Here is a 22,409-nt window from a genome sequence, read left to right on the forward strand (position 1 = left end):
TTTGACCAGTCGCGACTACCGTGCTGCGACATTTATGGATGGAACAGAGACCCGACGAGATACGCGATCAGTGCCGCCAGACCACCGATCAACAGCGTTTCGATACCTGACCGCCACCAGGGCGCCAACGACCACCGGCTTTTGAACGCACCAATCGCAAAGAAGACCCCCATCGTCATCCAGACCGACATCTCGAAAGCATTCTCCACCGACGCCAAAAACGGCAACAGCGGGATCATCCCGGCCACAAGGAACGCGAAGAACGTTGCCAACGCGGCTTTCATCGGATGTGGGTCGACACTGCCCAGCCCATATTCACCCTCGATCATCAGGTTGACCCAATGTTCGTGGCTCGACGTGATCGCGGCGGTGGCTTCGTTCAGAATTTCCCCTGACAACCCTTTTTGCGACAGAATTTCACGGACCTCCTCGCGCTCGCCGTCGGGGTAGAGTGCGATGTGGCGTTCCTCGATCGCCCGAATGCGCCGTATGTTGTCCAGTTCGGCCTTGGTGCCCGAGTAATTCCCGGCAGCCATTGAAAACCCGTCCGCCAGAACGTTTGCCAAACCAAGTGCCACGATAACAAACGGGGAAAGGCCCGCCCCCGCGACACCGGCGACAATGGCAAATGTGGTGACGGAACCATCAATGCCGCCATACACAACGTCGCGTAACACACCGCGCCCGGGCGGAGCGTTGATCCGGTCGGCAATTTCCTGCGGACTGTGACCGTGATCCGTCATGGTTTGCTCCTATTGTTCACTGGCAGAGTGCAGAAGGGTGTGGTCTGACGCTTTGCTCTGGATCAACCCTTGGAGAACAGACCCTGCAAGGCGCGTTTAATGATGCCTCGCGTGGAAGGTTTGTGGCGTTTTGAGAATGGTAAGGGGCGGCAGACTTCCATCGCGGCCACGCCCACTCGGGCGCTGAGCGCACCGTTGACCAAACCTTCTCCGAACCGTCGGGACAACTTGCTGAGAACGGATCCGCCAAGAACAGGTTCCAGCAGATCGTCACCAACGGCCACCGCCCCAGTTGCGACCAGATGCACAAAGACGGCACGCGTCAGACGCCAGCTTCCCAACGTGCCAGCCCGCCCCCCGTAGATTTCCGCAATGCGACGGATCATCCGCAGGGACGCAGCCAGTGCCGTTACAACATCCGCCAGTGCCAGAGGGACCAGAGCGGTCACGGTGGCAACCTGCCGTGCTGCGGCCTCAACCTCACGGCTGGCGGCGGCGTCGAGCGGGGCCAACAGCTCATCCTCGGCAAGGATTAAAAGCGCCTCTGCATCGAACTGTTCTCCCATACGCTCGGACAATCGCTCACGACCCCAGCGAGTATCCTCGCGCCCTTTGTAGAATGCGATAATCCGGTGTGTGACGGCCCGCGCCTGAGCCAGGTTTTCATCAGCCAGTGCAGTATCTGCAGCACGGCGCATCCCATCAACACGGGACAACCGCCCCAAAGCCGCGAGCTCGCGCAGCGCGATGATCACCGCCACCAGAACCAATGCAGCCAACAGTCCGGCAACGATCCAACCCAATACGGGCGTCCGCTCCACCAGAGAGGTTACAAAATCCCAGGCAGCCACCGATATGGCCGCCCCGACCACCGAAAGCGCAAGCCCCCAGAACCAGCGCGCAAGGGCCGAGGGTTTGCGGGCCGCCAGCCGGGCCGCGCTTTGCATCGCCTGCCCCTGAGGCGGCACAATATCCGGCACCGGTTTTGCCTGCGCGACATCAGCAGCGGGTTCATCATCGTCAAGATCGATCAAAACCGGACCTTTAGCCATTTGTCGTATCCCTGCTGTGCCAGACAAACCTTATGTCCGGCAGGTTTTCATCGTTTTCTGCCCCATCGCTGCGCGCCACCTCGGCAAAGCCGTTTCGCTCATAGAACCGACAGGCGCGGGAATTATCCTGAAACGAGTACAAGCCCAGCCGCCGCTGGCTTGCTTTCGCGTGACCCAGCAATTGCTGACCAATCCCCTGCCCCCGAGCTTGTGCATCCAGATAAAGTGAATGGATTTCACCACCATTCAGCGCCAGAAACCCGACCACGCCCGTCTCTGCCTCGGCCACAGTGACCCAGCCCTGATCAATCATCCGGCCGCAAAAGGCGATGGTTTCAGCACAGCTGTGCAATTTGGGCATCCAGTCGTTTTCCAAAGCGAAATCGTGCAGGATCGTACCGATTGTACCGGCATCTGTGGTGCGTGCGGGGCGCAGTGTCGCGATCATAATCTTTCTCCGATCAGAAACTGCGCTGCACGATCCAGTCGAATATGCGGGGGGCCGTCACCAGGTTTCAGGGTTAGTTTTGCAGGCGCAAAGGCCATGAACCCATAATCTTCGTTCAACCAGCTCTCCGCCCCATTTCGCGCCGGACCCAACAGATGCGCCGGATCCTCGGGCAATTCTCCGGGATAAAAAGCAGCCTGTTTGCCGCTGTCCAACAAAGTGCCACGCACGCATGGCAGATCGGTTCCGTCATGGCTGCGTATCTCTTCGGTCGTTGCACGCAGCGAGGCCAGAGACAGGGCCGCAGTCCGGGCCCCGGCGAAATTCGCACGATCGCGTGCCTCGCGCGTCAAAGCTTCGATAATCGCGGTCAGGCGGGGATGCTGAGTGTGGTGCAGGTGGTCCGCTTTTGTCGCTGCAAACAGGATGCGCTCGACCTTTTTGCCCAACAAAAGCTGGCTCAGCCATGCGTTCCGTCCCGGACGAAAAGCCGACAGGATATCGGCCATCGCGCGGCGCATATCTTCAACGGCCTGAGGACCTTTGTGAATTGCGCCCAGCGCGTCAACCAGAACCACCTGCCGGTCAATCCGCGAGAAGTGATCCCGAAAAAACGGTTTCACGACCTGAGATTTATAAGCGTCGAACCGCCGTTCCATCTCGCGCTGAAGGGTCCTGCGCCGCGACGGGCCAGTGATTGCCAACGGTGCAAAGGTCAGAACCGGAGATCCCGCCAGATCACCCGGCAACAGGAACCGACCGGGAGTACAGTCATAAAACCCGGCATCGCGCGCTGCGTTGAGATAGGCGGTGAACGACGCGGCCAGAGCTTGTGCGGCAGGTTCGTCGTGCCCTACCGACGGGTCTGTATCTTGGACCAGCGCCAGATACGCGGCAGCCTCGGCGCGGGTCTTAATCCGTGCCAGTGTTTCCTGAGACCAGTCTGCGTAAGACTTGTCCAGCAAGGCCAGGTCCAGCAGCCATTCACCGGGGTAGTCGACAATATCCAGATGGACCGTGCGCGGCCCCTGCAGCCCGGCAAGCAGCCCGGCGGGACGGGCTTTGAAGGACAAGCGCAATTCAGATACCGCGCGCGTGCTGTCTGGCCAGTGCGGTGTCGGTCCCGTCAGGGCGGACAGGTGCGATTCATAATCAAACCGGGGCACAGTGTCATCCGGTTGGGGTTGCAGAAAGGCGGCATTGATTCGCCCCTCCTGCTGCGCAACCAGCCCGATCATACGGCCCCGATCCAGCAGATTGGCAACCAACGAAGTGATGAATACTGTTTTACCGGACCGCGCCAGCCCGGTGACACCCAAACGGATGACCGGCTCGAAAAATGTCTCGGACACGCTGTCGCCGATACTTTCGACGCCACGTGCAAGACTGTCTGCCAGTGAAGAGATCACCAATCCGCCGCCCCGCAATTTTCCTTTTACCCAAGATAGGTAGCGGTCGCGGCACATACCAGCGCTTTCGCCCCCTTGCCCGATCCTGCGCTGCGCTGTACCAGCGGCACATGCCCAGATATGCGTTGAAAGTTGAATACCAGGGGGAACCGTTTGCCGGATGGCAGCGGCAAAAGGATCAACCATCTGTACAAGGCGCCATCGAACAGGCCCTGTCCCGTATTCAGCCGGGCGACCACACAATTGCCGCAGCGGGGCGCACGGACGCCGGTGTTCACGCCCTGGGGCAGGTTGCCCACTGCGACATGGCAAAGGAATGGGACCCGTTCCGCCTGTCTGAGGCGCTGAACTATCACCTCAAGCCACTCCCAGTGGCCATCGTAAAGGCCGCCCCCGTGACCGAGGATTGGCACGCGCGGTTTTCAGCGGTTGAACGGCAATATCTGTTCCGCATCCTGATGCGCCGGGCGCCCGCAACCCACGACCGGGGACAGGTCTGGCAGATTAGCCACCTTCTGGATGTCGACGCCATGCAGGAAGGGGCAAACATGCTGCTGGGCCGGCATGATTTCACCACGTTCAGGTCGTCGATCTGCCAGGCGGCCAGCCCGGTCAAAACCCTGGATGAACTGCGCGTTGAACGGGTCGCAGGCTTTTCCGGCCCCGAGGTTCATTTCCACGTGCGCGCCCGGTCGTTCCTGCACAATCAGGTACGCAGTTTCGTCGGAACGTTGGAACGTGTGGGCGCCGGAGCGTGGACCCCGGAAGATGTGCGTGAGGCTTTAGAAGCCGCCGACCGCGCTGCCTGCGGGCCGGTATGTCCGCCGCACGGGCTGTATCTGGCGCGGGTCGGATACCCGGAACCGGTGTTCGACTGATCTAAACCGCGCGCAGAAGCAACCCGCCTGCAATCACCGCAATGACAAGTCCGGCCACCAGTTCGATGGAGGGTGCCAAAACCGACGCAAAGCGCGTGGCCGAAGCCGAAGCCAGCAGCCCGCCGCGCAGGCCAAAAGACGTCCATCCGACCAGCGTAGTCACAGTCGCCGTGCCAAGCGCCATGGCGAAAGCACCCGCGATCCCCACCATGGCGATGCCCATTTGCCACGTCAGAATCAATACAAACAAGGCACCGGTACAAGGCCGAGCTGCTATGCCTGCGATCAGGATCAGGGCTTCGCGCAACGTGCCCACATTCGCGACCTCGTCCGCGGTTGGACCATGACGATGACCGCACTCCGCGCAGGCTCCGTCATCATGATGGTGCTGATGGGTGTGATCGTTAGAGACATGCTTTTTTTGCTGTCGTGCGAAATTGCGCACAGCCCGTACAACCAGCCAAAGCCCAATCAACGCAATGGCTCCGTAGCTGATCGGAGCCATGACCTGTTCGGTCGCCCCAACAAGGCTTTCGCGGGACATCTGAAAGACCAGCACCCCCGCGTAGACCAGCACAACTGCCGTCACCGCCTGACCAAGACTGGACAATACGCTGATCGCGGACAACCGCCAGAAGGCGACGCGCCGACCCAAACCGTAGCCGCCGATCAAAACCTTCCCGTGGCCCGGACCCACAGCATGAAAGAACCCATAGGCGAAACAGACAGTCAGAAGCGTGGCCACCGCCTGAGGCTGTTCCGCGCGCGCTGAACGCAAGGACCGCGCGATCTGGTTCTGAAAGTCCCGCTGCTCTCCGGCTGCCCAACCTGCCAGACTGTCAAACCCACCACTGCCCCAGAACCAAAGCAGCAAACCAAAGGCCAGAGCGACCGGAACAATCAGGAAACGGGACATGAAATCAGGATCTCGGTCGCAAAGCTCTCACCAACCAAGGGAATATTGTTTTCCTCCAGGTCGTAATCCGCGTCCAGTGTCAACAGAAACGCCTGCATCTGTGCAAGCTGCCCGTCTATGTCAGGGTCGTTACGATCCATCTGGCAAGAATCCGGGCCCGTCACGGTTACAGGGCGCGTTATCTCATAGGCCGTATAGAAGGACTCATCAAATGCCTTGGCGGAAAGCCCTATGGCAGGTATCGCGTCGCCTTCGACCGCGCGCATATGGGTGGTCACGACCCGCCCATCTTCCGTTGTCGCACTGGGCTCCATTGGACCGGACAGTGCAACCAGCGCTCCGTCTTTGGTGAGCACGAAGTCGCCGTTATACCCCTCGACCCATTGCATATCGAACCCGCTCAGACGTTCTTCTTCGCTTTTCGTCAAAATGCCGTCAGCATCCTGATCCAAATTCATGTCTTCCAGAACAAGCAGAGAGTAGAATTCGTCATATGCCCAAGTCACCCGGATATGGGTCAGGTGACCGGCCTCATCCACGATGAATTCCAGCCCGGTGTCGATAAAGACATGCGGGTGGGATAGTGCCGGGATCGGCAGGCAACAGGTCATGACAGTGAACAGCCAGCGCATATGCGCAAGATAGGTCTGAAGGGACACGGCGACAACGGCCTTTACACACACATGCGGAAACTGGCCGACCTTCAGACTGGCGGGAACAGCACAAGTGTTTGCAGAGCGGTTCCTACAGGACCCTGCGTGTCGAAAAGCACGGACTGAGACATGCCGATGCCCGTAGGTTGCCAATGTGAAACCGAACGGGACGCCAGCCAATCTGACACCGGTTCGCGGTGGATATTCACGGTCAGATCGGTGTTCATGAACCCCATTTCCGACGTCGGAGCATTCCACGAGATTCCATTGCCGCAATCCGCCAACGGGCACAGTGCCTGAATGGGCGACTGATCTTCGCCGCTCAACAGCTTTGGGGTGCGCATCCAGACCGTTTTCGGTCCGGCCCCCTGTTTGCCGTCTTTGGGATAAAGGATGTCACTGTAGTGGGCAAACCCCTTCAAATCATGACGAATCTCGCCGATTGGAAAAGGACCTTCTACTGCGTCTTCCAACTGTGGCGCACTGGTTTCGACGTTTGCCACCGCGCCCAGATCGCGTCGCGCCAGATGCATGGTGGTGGCCGTGGCGCAGAGTGTGTCATCCAGATCATGCACCGTAACCCGTGTGGTCGCCAGCGTCTTGGTATGGCGCGTGGTTTCTGCGGCAACCCGCAACCCGGCCAAGGGCAGAGGGCGCAACAGGTCAACTGTCAGGCGGGTCAGCATCTTTTCGGGGCCAACCTCAGTTTCCGCTGCCCGCACTATCAACCCGCTGACCGGCCCTGCGTGGCAATGATCGGCAGACCACGGACCGCGTGCAGGATCATGTCCTACAAACGCCCCATCCTCGCGCTGATGAAAATAGGTCTGATCCGTGAAGTCGAGCCCTGCCATCAGTCCCCTCTGGTCATTCGCTGCGTTGTGTGCCTCGGCTCACTCATACCGGTAACCGGTTGCGAAGTAACGTGGTTTCCCTTGCACGAGGTGAGTGGTATCTTCACGAAACTGTCCTTTTCGGGTTATGAAACCGGGCTGTACTTTTAGGCACGAGGATGGCTTAACAGACCTGATCCTGTCCACCGCTGTGACGGGACGTCACCACATCACATCCAAGTGGGGTCGCATATGGCGTTGTTGATTGAAACCGGGTTGTCGGACTGGATTGGGGATGAGGAAATCGCCACCTCACTACAAGCCTTAGCGCCCGGTGCAGACATCCGCACACCCGGAACGCTGGGCGACCCCAACGACATTACGATGCTTGCAGTGGTCAGCATGCAAAGCAATCACCCGGCGAAGTTGCCCAACCTGAAACTGGTTCAGAAGCTGGGGGCCGGGGTTGAGACCATAGTTGGCCATCCGAACCTGCCTCCGCATATCCGTGTGGCGCGATTGAAGCCAGACGCGCCTGCGCAGGGCATTGCCGAATGGTTTCTGGCCTATATTCTGCGCGCTCAGCGCCATATGGTTTTTCACGAGGCATCCCAGAGCCGCGCCGAATGGTTGCCGCGCGCACCTATCTTCACACCTGATACGGTTGTGGGCGTTCTGGGTCTGGGCCATATAGGGGCCCGCACTGCCCGCATGTTACATGCCGTCGGGTTTCAGGTCATGGGCTGGAGCCGCTCACCAAAGTCCATCGATGGTGTCACCTGCCTGCATGGGCAAGACGCGCTGCCTCGGCTATTGGGGCAATGTGATCACGTCTGTGCCATCCTTCCTTCGACGCCGCAAACCGCGGGTTTGTTTGACGCACAGACGCTGGCCGCGATGAAGCCGGGCAGTCAGTTGCTGAACGCCGGACGCGGAAACCTGATTGACGAGGCGGCGCTGATCGCGGCGCTGGATAACGGCTCACCGGGCCATGCCGTGTTGGACGTCACGTCACAGGAACCGCTGCCAAAAGACAGTCCCTTGTGGCGGCACCCTTCTGTGACGATCACACCGCATGTCTCGGGCTGGTATCTGGGGGACGCACTGTCGGATGTGGCTGAGAACTACCATAGGCTCAGGTCCGGCGATCCCCTGTTGCACGAAGTCAGTCGCGATCTGGGGTACTGATAACCAAGTCAGAGATCAGGGCGTCAGGATCCAGTTTCCGTTACCGTCATTGCACCGGCGGGTTCTGATCTCGCGGCTTTGATCGCTGCCTTCCGGCTGGATGACATGCTGAAGGCCGACGCAGTTGCCCTGAACGTTTTGCACCCGGATCGTTCCTTTTGAGCCGGTCTCGTCGTTTTGCCAGGACCGTTCCTGCCCTACGGAGGGCGTGCCATTGTTCAAAAGGGCATTCGAGGTTTCACTGACCACTTCAAAGTCTGCCGGGGACAGCCCCATCTCAGCTATGATTCGGGAGAGTGACTTGGCGCCGGCGGAACCGGTCATCAATAGGGCGCCACACGCGGCAATGACGGGTAAAAACTGGGCTTTCATTGTGGCCTCACAGAACTGAAATCATTTACGACCAAGGATATACCTCTGTTTCAGCAGGGCCAAGCCCCGGGGTGCCGACCTTCAAAATATCCCGAACAAACCTATCGCGCGTCAGGACCTAATAGCGCCGCGCCTTTGTCCCCATAGTGCCATTCAAACGATCCCGAGGCACACAAATGACCCATCCGACCTACTTCGCCCCGACCGGCGGCCACCCCGGCCAGAACCAGTTGCTGACCGACCGCGCCATGTTCACAGACGCGTATGCGGTCATTCCCAAAGGTACGATGCGCGACATTGTCACCAGCTATCTGCCGTTCTGGGAAGGAACACGCCTGTGGGTTCTTTCACGCCCGCTCAGCGGATTTGCCGAAACGTTCTCGCAATACATCATGGAAGTGCAGCCCGGCGGCGGCAGCGATCAGCCAGAGACAGACGCGCAAGCACAGGCAGTGCTTTTTGTCGTCGAAGGAACAGTCACTTTGACGCTGAACTCGGAAAACCATGTGTTGGAGACAGGCGGATACGCCTATATCCCCGCCGGCAGCGACTGGACATTGCGGAACACTGGCCAGACGGCAGCCCGGTTCCACTGGGTCCGCAAAGCCTATGAGTCCGTTCCCGGGTTGTCCGCGCCAGACCCGATCATCACCAACGAACGCGATGTGACGCCTGTCGAAATGCCGGGCACCGAAGGCCGATGGTCCACCACGCGGTTCGCAGACCCGCAGGACCTGCGCCATGACATGCATGTGAACATCGTCAATTTCGAACCAGGCGGGGTCATTCCCTTCGCCGAAACCCATGTGATGGAACACGGGCTTTATGTTCTGGAAGGGAAAGCGGTTTATCGCCTCAATCAGGACTGGGTCGAAGTTGAGGCCGGAGATTACATGTGGCTGCGCGCCTTTTGCCCGCAAGCCTGTTACGCAGGGGGGCCGGGCCGGTTCAGGTATCTGCTTTACAAGGACGTCAACCGGCATATGCCCCTGTCCCTGTCGCGCCGCTAAACGCTGGGCTGGCTGGGAATCGCAGTGATCTTTTGCCCCGGGGCTTCACACAAGGGTCGGAATTTGCTGAAATCCAGGTAACTTCTTGTTTTGAGCATTGGAGATTTGTCCATGAAACTGCGCCTTGCCCTGATAGCCGTTGCCGCACTCGCTACCTCTGCAATCCTGCACACCGCACCCGCCATTGCGGGGGAAGAGACCAAATCCGTCTTCGTCATGAGCCGCAACTGGGCTGTGACACAGGTCGCAGACGAACCGGTCATTTATCGCGCCACACGCGACAACAACAACCTGAACCCATTCGGTCCGCCCCCACGCCTTCGGACAACGCAAGCAATTGCTGCCATTCAACAAGCGACGGGATGCAAGGTGATCTTCAACAGCATGTACCAGAATATTTCGGGTCAGTTCTTTTCTCAGGTCAGGTGCAAGTAAGCTGTTGTTGATCAGGCATTGAGGTCGCCCCGACGCCCTGCCATAGCTTGCGCATGAAACTCGCGATTAATGGATTCGGCCGCATTGGCCGCACGATCCTGCGGCAGGTTCTGGCCCTGCCTGAAGGGTCGGATATCGAGCTGGTGCTGATCAATGACATCGCGCCGCTGGAGACCTGTGCTTACCTGTTCAAATACGACAGCACCTTCGGCCCCTATCCCGGCGATGTGTCACAGGGCGATGCCGCGCTGATCGTAGACGGACGCTCTGTTCCTATGACGCACAGTGCCGATCTGACACGCGTTGATTTATCCGGCGTAGACGTGATGCTGGATTGTACCGGGGTCGCGCGCGCATCCGACGTGGCGCGTCGCGGATTGTCTGCGGGCGCCAGCAAGGTCCTGATCTCGGGTCCTTCGCCTGCGGCCGACTTAACCGTCGTTCTGGGGGCGAACGAGGATCAGTTGGGCAGCGCCCGGATCGTATCGAACGCCTCCTGCACAACGAATGGGCTGGCACCGCTGGTCAAAGTGCTGGACCACATTGGCGGTATTTTGTCGGGCCATATGACAACCATCCATTGCTATACCAACAGCCAACCCATGGTTGACGCCCCGCGCGGCGACCTTGCCCGGTCGCGGGCCGGTGCGCTGTCCATGGTTCCGACAACGTCCAGCGCCACACACCTGATCGACGTGGTCCTTCCACATCTGGCCGGGCGCATCTCGGGTGCCGCAGTTCGCGTCCCGACAGCCAGCGTTTCGGCGGTCGACCTCGTGGTCACGCTGGAACGCGGTATGCGGGCCGAGGATTTCGATCATGCTTTGCGTCAGGCTGTTGTCGCTTCACCGGTTTTGGGTTGGACAGATATGCCGCTGGTCTCGTCCGATCTGCGGGCGCGCCCGGAATCGCTTGTCATCGCCGGGCCGGAAACCCGCATGGTCGGTGAAAATCAGGTGCGCGTTTTCGGCTGGTACGACAACGAATGGGGCTTTTCGGCCCGCATGCTGGACGTGGCCCGCCTGATGGCTGCGCCGTGACCGGACTTACCTTCGTACTCAGCGTCGAGTCGGTGTCTATGGTTTAGGCCCCGCGACAGGGTATTCTGTAACACGGACCACCTTACTGATCCGTTCAATCATGAAATCCATGAACAGGCGTGCCTTTGGATCCTGATGGCGCCGATGCGTGTATAGGCAGGCCATCTGAACTGAAACAGGCGGAGTTTCCGTCGCAACCGGTACGAGGCGGCCGGATTTCAGATGCTCGGCCACCTCGAAAACCGGCTTCATTGCAATGCCTTGACCGGACAACGCCCAATCCGTCAGGACATCCCCATCATCACATTCAAACCGCCCGGACACGGCAAAACGTTTCGGACCATCGGGCGTTATCAGCATCCACTGAAACTCGGTCGCCCCCGGAAAGCGCAGATTCAGGCATTCATGCTTGTCGGCAATCAGGTCAGCCCCGGTCTTAGGCATACCGCGCCGCGCCACATAGTCCGGCGCAGCACATAGCGCACGCTGGCAGTCGGCAATCTTGCGAATACGCAACGTGCTGTCCTCGGGCTGGCCGATAAAAAACGCCAGATCCAGACCTTCCGTCGTCAGGTCAACCGAGCGATCCGTCAGGCGCAAACGGACATCAATCTCGGGGTATTCCGCAAGAAATTCGGGCACATGCGGAGCAAGCAATCGCCGCCCCACCCCCAGTGGAGACGCTACGAACAACGACCCGCGCGGTGCCTCGGTCAGATGTGTGACCTGAGCCTCAGCCTCGTCCACCGCATCCAGAACCGCCACCGCACCGGGATAGAATGCCTTTCCCTGCTCTGTCGGGGACAGGTTGCGCGTGGTGCGCTGGAACAGGCGCACACCCAGATGGTCTTCAAGTTGCGATATTCGCGCTGATGTCACCGCTGGCGAAATCCTAAGATCCCGCCCGGCTGCGGACATGCTGCCCAGATCGTAAACCCTGACAAAGGTTCGGATGTTGTCGAGATAGGACATTTTTTCGGTTTTTTTGATACCAATTGACAATATATTGGGAATACCGAAGAACCACCCGTTTGCCTAGTGAATTACACAGGGCATAGGCCACGGACCGGCCCGGACATTGGTTGTATACGGTTGGCTTTGGCCCGGACCGCGGCAATTCCGGTCTGCCAATCGAGGTGCGGCAAAGCGATTGTGTCAGCAAAGGCCGGGACAATTCGGCCAAAATGACCCGATCCCGCGTTTATCCCTTTTCCCAATGGCATTCAGATGTTCTAACCTGACACTATAAGGCCGTGCATGACACGGTAGATGAGATTTGGAACTGGGACAGTTGGGGCAATTCATGCAAGGGCGCACGCCGCAAGGCCGTTTGAAGTGCTGGCTGAGTGCCATTGTCTTGGCACTGACCCCGACCACTCTGATGGCGCTGGAAACTTCTCTGACGGCGCCGGGCGCATCCAAGGAACTGGTTGAACGCCTGAAAAAGACATCATCGGTGACAACAGCGGAAGAGCGGGGCCTGGATACGCCACTTGAGATCCTGTCTGCCGCTTTGTCGGATTACCGCACGCTTGTGCAGATTTTGTATGACGAAGGGTATTTCAGCCCGGTTGTCAGTATCAAGCTTGACGGGCAGGAAGCCGCTGAGTTGAGCTCTTTGACAGTGCCAGCACAGATCAACAGAGCCGCAATTACCGTTGAAACCGGACCAAGATTCAAATTCGGCACGGCCATTGTTCAGCCCCTGGCGTCTGGCACCGTTCTGCCCGAAGGTTTCGCCCCCGGCAAGTTGGCAACGACCGGAGCCATTCAAAAAGCAGGCTCGGACGGTGTGCAGGGGTGGCGGAATGCGGGCCATGCGAAAGCGAAAATTGAGGATCAGACCATCATCGCCCGCCACGCGCAGGCCCGTCTGGATGCGCAGATTGATCTGGACCCGGGGCGCAGGTTGACGTTTGGCAGAATGTTCATCAAGGGCGACACGGATGTGCGCCACCGGTCCATCGAAAAAATCGCCGGTTTCCCAAGCGGAGAAGTTTACTCACCAGAAAAAATCCAGAAGGTTGGAACACGTTTACGCCGCACCGGCACGTTCAACGTCGTGTCATTGCAGGAACATGAGACAGCAAACCCCGACGGCACACTGGATTTCGACGCCACATTCGAAGACCTGCCAAAGCGTCAGCTGACCTTTGGGCTCGAGCTGGCCTCGCGCGACGGTGTCGATGTGACCGCGACCTGGATGCATCGCAACATGTTCAAACGCGCGGAGCGTCTGCGGTTTGAGGCAGCGATACGAAATATCGGTGGTTCCGAAGATCTTGATGGGCGGATCGGATTGCGCCTGGATCAGCCCGATCGTCTGGGTCCGGACGACAATACTTTCTGGAACGCGTTGCTTGAGCGCCGCAACACCGAAAACTACAATGTCTCGGTTGCGTCTGTGGCATATGGTGCGCGCCGCACATTCTCTGACACGCTCTATGCTGAAGCCTCGGCTGGATTACAGTGGTCAGATGCTGACGACGCCTATGGAAATGGCCGAAAGTTTAGGTACTTTATCCTGCCCTTCCGCTCGGAATGGGATGAGCGCGACAGCAAAGTCAGCGCCACGCGCGGCTTTTATCTGGATACCGAAGTCATGCCTTTCGTTGGCTTTTCCGGCACCGATACGGGCCTTCGCCTGTTTGTTGACGGGCGGGTCTATACCAGCCTTGGAACCAGCGGCAGGGTTGTGCTGGCCGGGCGGGCGCAGCTTGGATCGGTCATTGGCCCGCCTGCGAGTGGCGTTACACCGGACTTTCTGTTTTTTTCCGGTGGCGCGGGAACCGTGCGCGGACAACCCTATGAAAGCCTTGGCATCCCTGTCGGGACCGGTGTCGCAGGCGGCAAGTCCTTTCTTGGACTTTCCGGCGAGATCCGGGGCAAGGTGACAGATTCGCTGTCGTTGGTCGGGTTTTACGACTACGGTGTCGTCGATACCTCTTCCTTTATAGGAAGTGGCGCGGAAGATCATGCAGGTGCCGGTATCGGCGTAAGATATGATCTGGGCGGCTTTGGACCCCTGCGGTTTGACCTGGCCTTCCCGGTAAGCGGCTCCAGCGGCGACGGTCTGCAATTCTATATCGGGATCGGGCAAGCGTTTTGAGACGGCACCTTTCATACCCTCTGCTGATTGGCACGCTGATGCTTGTGCCAGTGGCCGGCCCCGCGCAGGAGGACGAAGGCGGCAGCATGATCGAGCGGTTCCTACAGGACACGCTGTCGGGCGACGATCAGAATGTCACCGTCAAAGGCCTGCAAGGCGCGCTGAGTTCACGCGCCACCATTGCCGAGATCACGGTGGCCGATGATGAAGGGGTCTGGCTGACCATTCGGGGAGCGGAACTGGATTGGAACCGGTTGGCGCTGATCCGCGGGCGGTTTTCGGTCAACGCGCTGACCGCACAGGAAATCGACGTGACCCGTGCGCCGGGCACCACGACCAAGGACACGCCGCCACCTTCTGCCGAGACCCACGCTTTTCAACTGCCTGAACTGCCTGTGGCCATCGAAATCGGCGAAATCCGTATTGGCGAGCTGGCATTGGGCAAACCTTTGATCGGAGTCGCGGCGGAACTGGCCGTCAATGGCAACCTGTCGCTGGCCGACGGCACGCTGGACACCAAACTGGACATCACCCGACTGGATCGGGCCGGTGATGAAATCTCCTTGGCTGCGGGTTTTAGGAACACTGACAGCCAGATCGATCTTGACCTTCAGGTCACCGAAGCTGCGGGGGGTCTGATCTCGACCGCGCTAAAAATGCCGGACAGCCCTCCGATCGGATTGACCGCAAAAGGGTCCGGGCCGGTGACGGATTTTACGGCCGATATCGGCCTGAGCAGTGATGGGCAGCCACGGGTGACCGGGCAGGTTCGGTTGCGTTCTGCCCCAACAGCCGCGGCTAGCGCGGAGGAGGGCATCGCCTTTACGGCAGATCTGGGCGGTGACCTGACGCCCTTTGTCGCCGAGAATATGGATACATTTTTCGGCCCCAAAACGCGGTTGATCGTGGATGGGCGAACCCTGCCTGAAGGAGCGTTGGATATCAGTGATCTGGAACTCAGTTCTCAGGCACTGAACCTGAAAGGGGCGTTGCAACTGGCGCCGGGCGGTCGGCTGCAACTGGCGGCCCTGCAAGGACGCATTACGCCGCGAGAGGGGCAAAGCGTCGTCCTTCCGTTGTCAGGTGGCGACACATCGATCGAGGCTGCTCAGGTTTCTGCGTTGTTTGATGAGAAAAACGGCAACCTCTGGGACCTGAGCCTGACCGCAAACGCCGTAAGATCCGACACCCTGAACCTGCAACGCGCGCAGATTACGGCGCAAGGGACCTTGGAACAGGGTGACGTTTTGCGGATCGACGGTGATTTGCAGGCAGCTTTGGATGGTATCGACCTGGCTGACGATGCCCTGAACACCGCCGTTGGCGACCGCATTACGCTGGACGGTACGTTCCAGTATGGCAGGGATCAGACGTTGAACCTGTCCGGGGTCGAGATGGTCGGCTCGGACTACGAACTGGGCGTTGACGCCGAGATCAGCGGCTTGTCCAGTGGTTTGGCCGTCAATGGTGCCGCGACATTGCAGGCGACCGATCTGGCACGGTTCTCGGGCCTGGCGCAAATGGAGTTGGGCGGTCAGGCCTCTGCCCGGCTGACGGGCCAGGGTTCACCGCTTGAAGGCAGCTTCGATGGCAAGCTTGAGGTCGAGGGGCGCGATCTTTCCACAGGGCGCGACGACATTGACCCGGTGATCCGGGGCAACACAACAATCGCGCTGGACGCCAAACGCGGAGCTGATGGCGTAACAATCCGTGATTTTACTCTGATCGGCGACACTCTGCGCGCGCAGGCTGACGGCAGGGTTACCACCCCTGATGGCAACGTGACGATTGACGGGCAAGCAACAGTCAACGCGCGTGATCTTTCCGTGTTCTCGGGCCTCGCCAAACGTGAGCTTGGCGGTGCGGTACAGGCGAAACTGGACGGCAAAGGCACTGTTCAGACGCTCGAATTTGATGGCACCGCCAGCGTGATGAGCCGGGATATCAAAACGGGCCTGCCCGAGATTGACCCGCTGTTGGTCGGTCGGACCGAGATCACATTCGATGGCGCGCTGAGCCAGAAGCAGATTGAAATCCGCGACGCGGTGATCAAAGGTCCAGCCCTTGTGGCAAGCGCCACTGCAACAATTGACGATCCGACGGATGCACTGGCCGTGGACGGAAAGGTTAGTCTGAACGTCCCGGACCTGTCACCTTTTTCAGGCCTTGCCGGGCGAGATATTGCAGGCTCGGTCATAGCGGACGTCGCTGGCAAAGGTACGGTTGGCAGCAAGGCATTTGACGTCAAAGGCAACTTGGCTGCTGATGACATCAATTCCGGCATCAATGCGGTTGACAACCTGATCCAGGGGCGAACGAACCTGACGGTGGATGCGGTGAATGACGAGGCCGGTCTGAATATTCGCACATTCCAGCTGATCGGCACCGCCCTTTCTGCGGATGCATCCGGCAAACTGGACCGCGATGCTGGCGGGCTGACCTTTACCGCTGCGCTGGATGATTTGGGGCGGCTGTCGAAAACACTCTCCGGGCCTCTGAAACTGGACGGCAACGTCGCTCCGACACAATCCGGGCTGGAAGGGTCAGCTCATCTGCTGGGGCCAGAGAGTTCCTATGCCAAAGTGGCCGGTACGGTGGACACAAATGGATCCGCCGATCTGGACTTTGATGCCAAGTTCAACCGCATCGAAAGGTTTGTGCCAGAGTTTCCCGGCACCCTTACCGCTGCGGGCAATGCAAAGCGGGACAGTGGCGTTTGGACCATCGACGCCAAGGCACAAGGTCCCGCAGACATCGTCAGCACGGTTGCAGGCACCTTTGATGAAACCAGCAGCAATGCAGATATTTCAGCGAAGGGTGGCGTAAACCTGGGGATAGCAAACGTCTTCATCACGCCTAACAAGATTGAAGGGTCCGCACGTTTTGATCTGGCCCTCAAGGGCCCGGCTGATCTGGCGTCCCTAAGCGGGTCGATTACCACTTCGGGAACATCCCTTGCACTTCCCGGTGCAGGCCAGACCATCACCGGGATCAACGGACAGGTGGACCTGGCGCAAAGCCGTGCAACCATCTCGCTGAACGGTGGTGTGCGGGCCGGTGGTGGCTTTACCGTCAATGGACCTGTCGATCTGACGCCCCCGTTCAACGCGCAGATCACGACAACAATCGACAACCTCGTCCTGACCGATCGGCTCTTATACGAGACGACTTTGAACGGTCAGATTGCGATGACCGGCGCCCTAGCCGGGAACAGTTCGCTGGCCGGGCAGATCACCTTTGGTGAGACCAATATCAACCTCGCTGCGGCTTCGGGGGCTGTAGGTGCCGCACCTATCCCTGAGATACAGCATTTCAACGAAAGCGGAGCCAGTTTCATCACGCGTGAGCGTGCAGGTCTGGTAGCCACCGAAGACAAGGGGCAACGCACGTCCAGAATAGCACTGGACGTCAACTTGCTGGCACCCAAAGCTGTGTTCGTTAGAGGGCGCGGTGTAAATGCCGAATTGGGCGGCCGGATCTCCATTGGTGGTACGACGACCTCGGTGGTCCCGTCAGGCCAGATTGAATTGATCCGCGGTAATTTCGATATTCTGGGCCGCAGGCTGGCCCTGACCAAAGGCATCGTGACCCTACAGGGCGACTTGACGCCTTATATCGAGTTTGAATCCTCTGCCAGCACCTCGGACGGCACCGCGACCATCGAAATCGCAGGGCCACTGGATTCACCCGAGGTTAACGTGTTTTCCGATCCCGAGCGTCCGGCTGAAGAGGCGCTGGCGATGCTGCTCTTTGGGAACAGGTTCTCGGAAATCTCACCGTTCCTGATTGCGCAGATGGCCGCATCGCTGGCGCAACTCAGCGGTGCTGGCGGGGACGCGACCAAGGGATTACGCGACTCTACCGGTGTTGATACGATTGATGTTGGTGCGTCAGAGGGTGGCGCGGGCCGACTGGGTGCCGGGGCCTACCTGGGTGAAAACCTCTATACCGACTTTACCGTCAATACCGAAGGCAATACCGAGGTGAACCTGAACCTTGATGTAACCGACAATTTCTCGGTCAAGGGCACGGTTGACGGTCGTGGCGAAACGGGCATCGGAGTGTTCTTTTCAAAGGACTATTAGGATCGCGTCCGACCCCAGCAAACTATTTCCGGCGAATTCCTATCGGTTGGCCGATCTGCGAAGCCGGTTCCAGAGACTTGTGATCCTCCACCATTTGCGCAAGACGCGCCGCTGCCCAATCCGGGTAAGGCGCGGATCGCCCGGTACTATGGCTGACATTCATGAAAAGCGCCTCTTGCGTCGCACAAATCTCGTCAGTTTCTGCCAAAAGCATCTGGGCGAAGTAATGTCCTCTCTTGCTGTCAGCATCCAGCATACGGAACCTGAAATAAAATGACGAACCATCTTTGACCTCTTGCACGAAATGCAGATGAGACTGCAGGATGTAAGGCCCCTGCCCCAACGCCTTGACCTGCACCTCGCCCAACCCGAGATGGTCAACCATCAGCTTTTCCAACGCCATGTCAAAGGCGACACCGTAAAACCCGACATTCACATGGCCGTTATAGTCGATCCATTCGGGCCGTACTTCAAAGCCGCGAATTTCCACAGGCGCGGCATACGGGCCATCATGCCCGCCAGGAGGTGTCGAAGTCAGCTGCATTTGGCCCCCTTTACTGTGCGCCTTCATCGTCAAATATAGCCACGGCCCGGACAAATCCCGCAGAGGCCCCTTTTATCTTGAAGGGGAAACAGGAGATCTCGAACCCGGTGGGCGGCAGGTCTTCCAGATTGGTCAGCTTTTCCAAGTGGCAATACCCGATATCCATCGACGCGCGGTGGCCTTCCCAGATAATTGATGGATCTCGGGTCTCTGCGTATTCCTGAGCGGTGAGCGGAAACGGTGCATCCCAGCTCCAGGCGTCGGTGCCGGTGACACGCACGCCACGTTCCGTCAGATAAAGCGTCGCCTCGCGCCCCATTCCACATCCTTTGACCAGATAGTCCGGCGCGCCATAACGTGTCCCTGCCGCAGTGTTGACCACGACGATATCCAGCGGGCAAAGCTCGTGGCCGATGCGCTTCAATTCGGCTTCGACATCTGCCGCGGTAACGACATACCCGTCCTCGAAGTGTCGAAAGTCCAGCTTGACGCCAGGGTTCATGCACCATTCCAACGGCACTTCGTCGATGGTTATCGCCCGTTCACCTTTGTTCATCGTGGAATGATGGTGATACGGCGCATCCAGATGCGTGCCGTTGTGGGTCGCGATCTGCAACCGTTCGATGGCCCACCCTTCACCGTTCGGCAGGTCTTGCCGTTCCAGACCCGGAAAGAAAGATATGACCTGTTCTGCCGTCTGATCATGGGTCAGATATTCGATTTGCGGCAACATGATTGGCGGGTCAGACACGATCCCGGTTTCCAACGGAACGGACAGATCGACGAAACGACGGGCCATTAGCAACTCCTCCACCATATTCCCGGACAGGGTTGGTTGAGCGCAAGCGCCTGTCAAGAAAAGAAAAAGGCGACCCGTCTGGCCGCCTTCTTTGCTTGATATGTATTGGGTTCACTCAGCCGCAACTGCGCCTTCGATCTTCTCGACGCGAATGGCCGAGAATTTGAACTCGGGGATTTTGCCATAAGGGTCGATGGCTGAGTTTGTCAGGATGTTCGCCGCCGCCTCAACATAGGCAAACGGGATGAACACCATATCCTCGGCAATCGCCCGGTCCGCGCGGACCATGATCTCAATCGAACCACGGCGTGTGGTCAGGCGGATCATGTCGCCCGGCTCGATGCCCATCAGCTTGAGCGTACGTGGATTCATCGAACAGTTTGCCTCGGGCTCCACCGCGTCAAGAACGTTGGACCGGCGGGTCATTGAGCCAGTGTGCCAATGTTCCAGCTGACGGCCAGTGGTGGCGATCATCGGGTATTCCTCGTCCGGGGCCTCATCCGGCGGAATGACGCTGGCGGGGGTGAACTTCGCCTTACCGCCCGAGCGGGGGAAACCATCCCCGAACACGATGGCCTGACCCGGGTCGGTTTCGCTGAGCGACGGGTAGGTAATCGTCTCGGTCTCCAGACGCTCCCACGTGATGTTGTCAAGCGATGCCATGGTCAGTTTCATCTCGGCAAAGACCTGAGAGACATCGGTGTAATCCCAGTTCAGCCCGATGCGCTGTGCCAGCTCGACCGTGATCTTCCAATCTTCGCGCGCTTCTCCCGGGGGGGTAACGGCAGGCCGTACACGCTGTACCTGACGGTTGGTGTTCGACACCGTGCCGTTCTTTTCATAGAGCGCCGAGGCAGGCAGGATGATATCGGCATAGTTCGCCGTCTCGGTCAGGAAGATGTCCTGCACGATCATCAGATCCAGCTTGGCCAGCGCCGCGCGGGCGTGGTTCACATCCGGGTCGGACATGGCCGGGTTTTCACCCTGAATATACATGCCCTTGATATTGCCCGCATAGGCCTGATCGATGATTTCTGTCACCGTCAGACCCTTCTCGTTCGAGAAGTCATCCGAATGCCAGACATCATTGAATCTGGCGCGAACGCCGTCGTCAGTCACCGACTGATAGTCCGGCAGGAACATCGGGATCAGGCCCGCATCCGATGCGCCCTGCACGTTGTTTTGCCCCCGCAGTGGGTGCAGCCCAGCGCCGGGTTTACCGACATTGCCCGTCATCAGAGCCAGCGAAATCAGGCAGCGCGAGTTGTCGGTGCCGTGGATGTGCTGGCTGACGCCCATGCCCCAGAAGATCAGGCCAGCTTTAGCCTGCGCAAAGGTACGCGCGACACGGCGCAGCTGATCCGGTTCAATACCACAGATCGGTGCCATCGCTTCGGGCGTGAAGGCGCGCAGGTGTTCTTTCTCGGCCTCCCAGTTCTCAGTCCAGCGGTGGATGTACTGGCTGTCATACAACTCTTCCTCAACGATCACGTTCATGATCGCGTTGAGCATCGAGACATCGGCCCCCGGACGGAACTGCAGCATTTCATCCGCGAACTTACGCATGCCAACGCCGCGGGGGTCCATCACGATCAGTTTGCCGCCACGCTTGGCGAACTGCTTGAAATAGGTCGCCGCGACAGGGTGGTTCTCGATCGGGTTCGAACCGATGATGATCGCCACATCGGCGTTTTCGATCTCGTTAAAGGTTGCCGTCACCGCGCCCGAACCCACATTCTCGATCAGCGCCGCAACGGATGAAGCGTGGCACAGACGGGTGCAGTGATCGACGTTGTTGTGCTTGAAGCCCTGACGGATGAACTTCTGGAACAGATACGCCTCTTCGTTGGTGCACTTGGCCGAACCGAAGCCCGCAACCGAACGTGGGTCTTCGGCGCGCAGGGTCATCAGCTTGGTCGCGGCCAAGTCCATCGCCTCTTCCCAGGTCGCCTCGCGGAAATGAGTCGACAGATCGCCCGGATCAACGTTCAGCCCCTTGGCGGGCGCATCCTCGTGCCGGATCAAAGGTTTGGTCAGGCGGTGCGGGTGGTGGATGTAGTCAAAGCCAAAGCGACCTTTGACGCACAAACGACCTTCGTTTGCGGGGCCGTTGATGCCCTCGACATACTTCACCTTGCCGTCCTTGACCTTCAGCGACACTTTGCAGCCCACACCGCAGAACGGGCAGACGCTTTCGGTTTCGCTATCGTAATCCTTGCTGTCCCCCTGCTGCTGATCGTCCAGCACGGTGGCAGGCATCAGCGCACCGGTGGGGCAGGCCTGAACACATTCACCGCAAGCAACACAGGAGGAGGTACCCATCGGATCATTCTGGTCGAACACCACCTGCGCGGTATGACCGCGACCAGCCATGCCAATCACGTCATTCACCTGCACTTCGCGGCAGGCCCGAACACAAAGGTTACAGTTGATACACGCATCCAGATTGACACGCATCGCCACATGGCTGTCATCCAGAAGCGGGATTTTCTCGGCCTCTTTCGCAGGAAAACGGCTGTCGCTGACATCGTTCAGCTTGGCCATATCCCAGAAATGGCTGGATACGTCATGCGGCTGCTCGGGCTGATCGGCCACCAGTAGTTCCATGACCATGGCGCGCGATTTTTCGGCGCGGTCGGTGTCGGTCTTGACCACCATCCCATCGGCCGCCGGGCGGATGCACGAGGCGACCAGCGTGCGCTCGCCCTCCACCTCGACCATGCAGGCGCGGCAGTTGCCATCGGGGCGGTATCCCGGTGCAGGCTTGTGGCACAGATGCGGGATCACCAGGCCCCGGCCATTAGCCGCTTCCCAGATCGTGGTGCCCGCGGGCACGGTGACGTCATCGCCGTTCAGGTTGAAGGTGACGGTCTTGGTTGGGCTTGCGTCAAGCAT

At 59.1% G+C, this 22,409-nt stretch carries 19 protein-coding genes; 7 read left to right on the forward strand and 12 right to left on the reverse strand.

Going from position 1 to position 22,409, the window contains the following annotated elements:
* Nucleotides 1-32: 32 nt before the first annotated feature.
* The 4 genes from ACR0M3_RS12565 to ACR0M3_RS12580 all read right to left on the reverse strand — a co-directional run bounded on the left by ACR0M3_RS12565 (nt 33) and on the right by ACR0M3_RS12580 (nt 3,655).
* Nucleotides 33-743, reverse strand: coding sequence for a VIT1/CCC1 transporter family protein (locus ACR0M3_RS12565; RefSeq protein WP_267367744.1), 711 nt, complete (start codon nt 741-743; stop codon nt 33-35).
* Between the two features lie 62 nt (nt 744-805).
* Entirely contained in the window at nt 806-1,795 is a 990-nt protein-coding gene (locus ACR0M3_RS12570) for a YcjF family protein (RefSeq protein WP_480911080.1), read from the reverse strand.
* Nucleotides 1,788-2,243 carry an N-acetyltransferase family protein gene (locus ACR0M3_RS12575; RefSeq protein WP_480483988.1) on the reverse strand — a complete coding sequence of 152 codons (456 nt, stop codon included), beginning with the start codon at nt 2,241-2,243 and terminating at the stop codon, nt 1,788-1,790. Before ACR0M3_RS12575 ends, ACR0M3_RS12570 begins: the two co-directional genes overlap by 8 nt.
* On the reverse strand, nt 2,240-3,655 hold the full coding sequence (locus ACR0M3_RS12580; protein ID WP_480911083.1) for a YcjX family GTP-binding protein: 1,416 nt from the start codon (nt 3,653-3,655) through the stop codon (nt 2,240-2,242). Before ACR0M3_RS12580 ends, ACR0M3_RS12575 begins: the two co-directional genes overlap by 4 nt.
* A 107-nt stretch (nt 3,656-3,762) precedes the next feature.
* Between ACR0M3_RS12580 and truA the strand changes: the two genes are divergently transcribed.
* Complete coding sequence (gene truA / locus ACR0M3_RS12585; RefSeq protein ID WP_480911085.1) at nt 3,763-4,530, forward strand: tRNA pseudouridine(38-40) synthase TruA; 768 nt, start codon at nt 3,763-3,765, stop codon at nt 4,528-4,530.
* Between the two features lies 1 nt (nt 4,531).
* Here the strand turns inward: truA and ACR0M3_RS12590 are convergent, their stop codons facing one another.
* The 3 genes from ACR0M3_RS12590 to ACR0M3_RS12600 are packed head-to-tail and all read right to left on the reverse strand — an operon-like array spanning nt 4,532 to nt 6,953.
* Nucleotides 4,532-5,446, reverse strand: a complete 915-nt coding sequence (locus tag ACR0M3_RS12590) for a nickel/cobalt transporter (protein ID WP_480911088.1) — start codon at nt 5,444-5,446, stop codon at nt 4,532-4,534.
* On the reverse strand, nt 5,431-6,105 hold the full coding sequence (locus ACR0M3_RS12595; RefSeq protein WP_480911089.1) for a DUF1007 family protein: 675 nt from the start codon (nt 6,103-6,105) through the stop codon (nt 5,431-5,433). The genes ACR0M3_RS12590 and ACR0M3_RS12595 overlap by 16 nt, the downstream gene beginning before the upstream one ends.
* Nucleotides 6,106-6,149: 44 nt before the next feature.
* Nucleotides 6,150-6,953, reverse strand: a complete 804-nt coding sequence (locus ACR0M3_RS12600) for a thioesterase family protein (RefSeq protein ID WP_480911091.1) — start codon at nt 6,951-6,953, stop codon at nt 6,150-6,152.
* A gap of 231 nt (nt 6,954-7,184) precedes the next feature.
* Here ACR0M3_RS12600 and ACR0M3_RS12605 point away from each other — a divergent pair, with 231 nt between their 5' ends.
* Nucleotides 7,185-8,120, forward strand: a complete 936-nt coding sequence (locus ACR0M3_RS12605) for a 2-hydroxyacid dehydrogenase (RefSeq protein WP_480911094.1) — start codon at nt 7,185-7,187, stop codon at nt 8,118-8,120.
* Between the two features lie 15 nt (nt 8,121-8,135).
* On the opposite strand, the gene ACR0M3_RS12610 is transcribed toward ACR0M3_RS12605, so the two are convergent.
* Nucleotides 8,136-8,444 (reverse strand): hypothetical protein, encoded by a 309-nt coding sequence (locus ACR0M3_RS12610; protein WP_480488225.1) that lies wholly within the window; start codon nt 8,442-8,444, stop codon nt 8,136-8,138.
* A gap of 224 nt (nt 8,445-8,668) precedes the next feature.
* Between ACR0M3_RS12610 and ACR0M3_RS12615 the strand changes: the two genes are divergently transcribed.
* The 3 genes from ACR0M3_RS12615 to ACR0M3_RS12625 all read left to right on the forward strand — a co-directional run bounded on the left by ACR0M3_RS12615 (nt 8,669) and on the right by ACR0M3_RS12625 (nt 10,977).
* Entirely contained in the window at nt 8,669-9,502 is an 834-nt protein-coding gene (locus ACR0M3_RS12615) for a bifunctional allantoicase/(S)-ureidoglycine aminohydrolase (protein ID WP_267366556.1), read from the forward strand.
* A gap of 111 nt (nt 9,503-9,613) precedes the next feature.
* Entirely contained in the window at nt 9,614-9,937 is a 324-nt protein-coding gene (locus ACR0M3_RS12620; protein ID WP_480911097.1) for a hypothetical protein, read from the forward strand.
* A gap of 53 nt (nt 9,938-9,990) precedes the next feature.
* Nucleotides 9,991-10,977: a type I glyceraldehyde-3-phosphate dehydrogenase gene (locus ACR0M3_RS12625; protein ID WP_480911099.1), complete on the forward strand. Its 987-nt coding sequence runs from the start codon at nt 9,991-9,993 to the stop codon at nt 10,975-10,977.
* Nucleotides 10,978-11,013: 36 nt separating this feature from the next.
* Here the strand turns inward: ACR0M3_RS12625 and ACR0M3_RS12630 are convergent, their stop codons facing one another.
* A complete protein-coding gene (locus tag ACR0M3_RS12630; RefSeq protein WP_267366562.1) occupies nt 11,014-11,949 on the reverse strand; it encodes a LysR family transcriptional regulator in 936 nt (311 codons plus the stop codon).
* A gap of 331 nt (nt 11,950-12,280) precedes the next feature.
* Here ACR0M3_RS12630 and ACR0M3_RS12635 point away from each other — a divergent pair, with 331 nt between their 5' ends.
* The gene (locus tag ACR0M3_RS12635) at nt 12,281-14,086 is read left to right on the forward strand and encodes an autotransporter assembly complex protein TamA (protein WP_480911102.1); all 1,806 of its coding nucleotides are present in this window, start codon (nt 12,281-12,283) and stop codon (nt 14,084-14,086) included.
* The gene (locus ACR0M3_RS12640; RefSeq protein WP_480911104.1) at nt 14,083-18,171 is read left to right on the forward strand and encodes a translocation/assembly module TamB domain-containing protein; all 4,089 of its coding nucleotides are present in this window, start codon (nt 14,083-14,085) and stop codon (nt 18,169-18,171) included. Before ACR0M3_RS12635 ends, ACR0M3_RS12640 begins: the two co-directional genes overlap by 4 nt.
* Before the next feature lie 22 nt (nt 18,172-18,193).
* Here ACR0M3_RS12640 and ACR0M3_RS12645 read toward each other — a convergent pair whose 3' ends face one another.
* From ACR0M3_RS12645 to fdhF, 3 genes are all read right to left on the reverse strand, one after another.
* On the reverse strand, nt 18,194-18,715 hold the full coding sequence (locus tag ACR0M3_RS12645) for a thioesterase family protein (protein WP_480774051.1): 522 nt from the start codon (nt 18,713-18,715) through the stop codon (nt 18,194-18,196).
* A gap of 10 nt (nt 18,716-18,725) precedes the next feature.
* Nucleotides 18,726-19,514, reverse strand: coding sequence for a cyclase family protein (locus tag ACR0M3_RS12650; protein ID WP_480484001.1), 789 nt, complete (start codon nt 19,512-19,514; stop codon nt 18,726-18,728).
* 111 nt (nt 19,515-19,625) lie between these two features.
* A complete protein-coding gene (gene fdhF / locus ACR0M3_RS12655) occupies nt 19,626-22,409 on the reverse strand; it encodes a formate dehydrogenase subunit alpha (protein WP_480484002.1) in 2,784 nt (927 codons plus the stop codon).

The organism is Ruegeria sp. O5, from assembly GCF_056535105.1.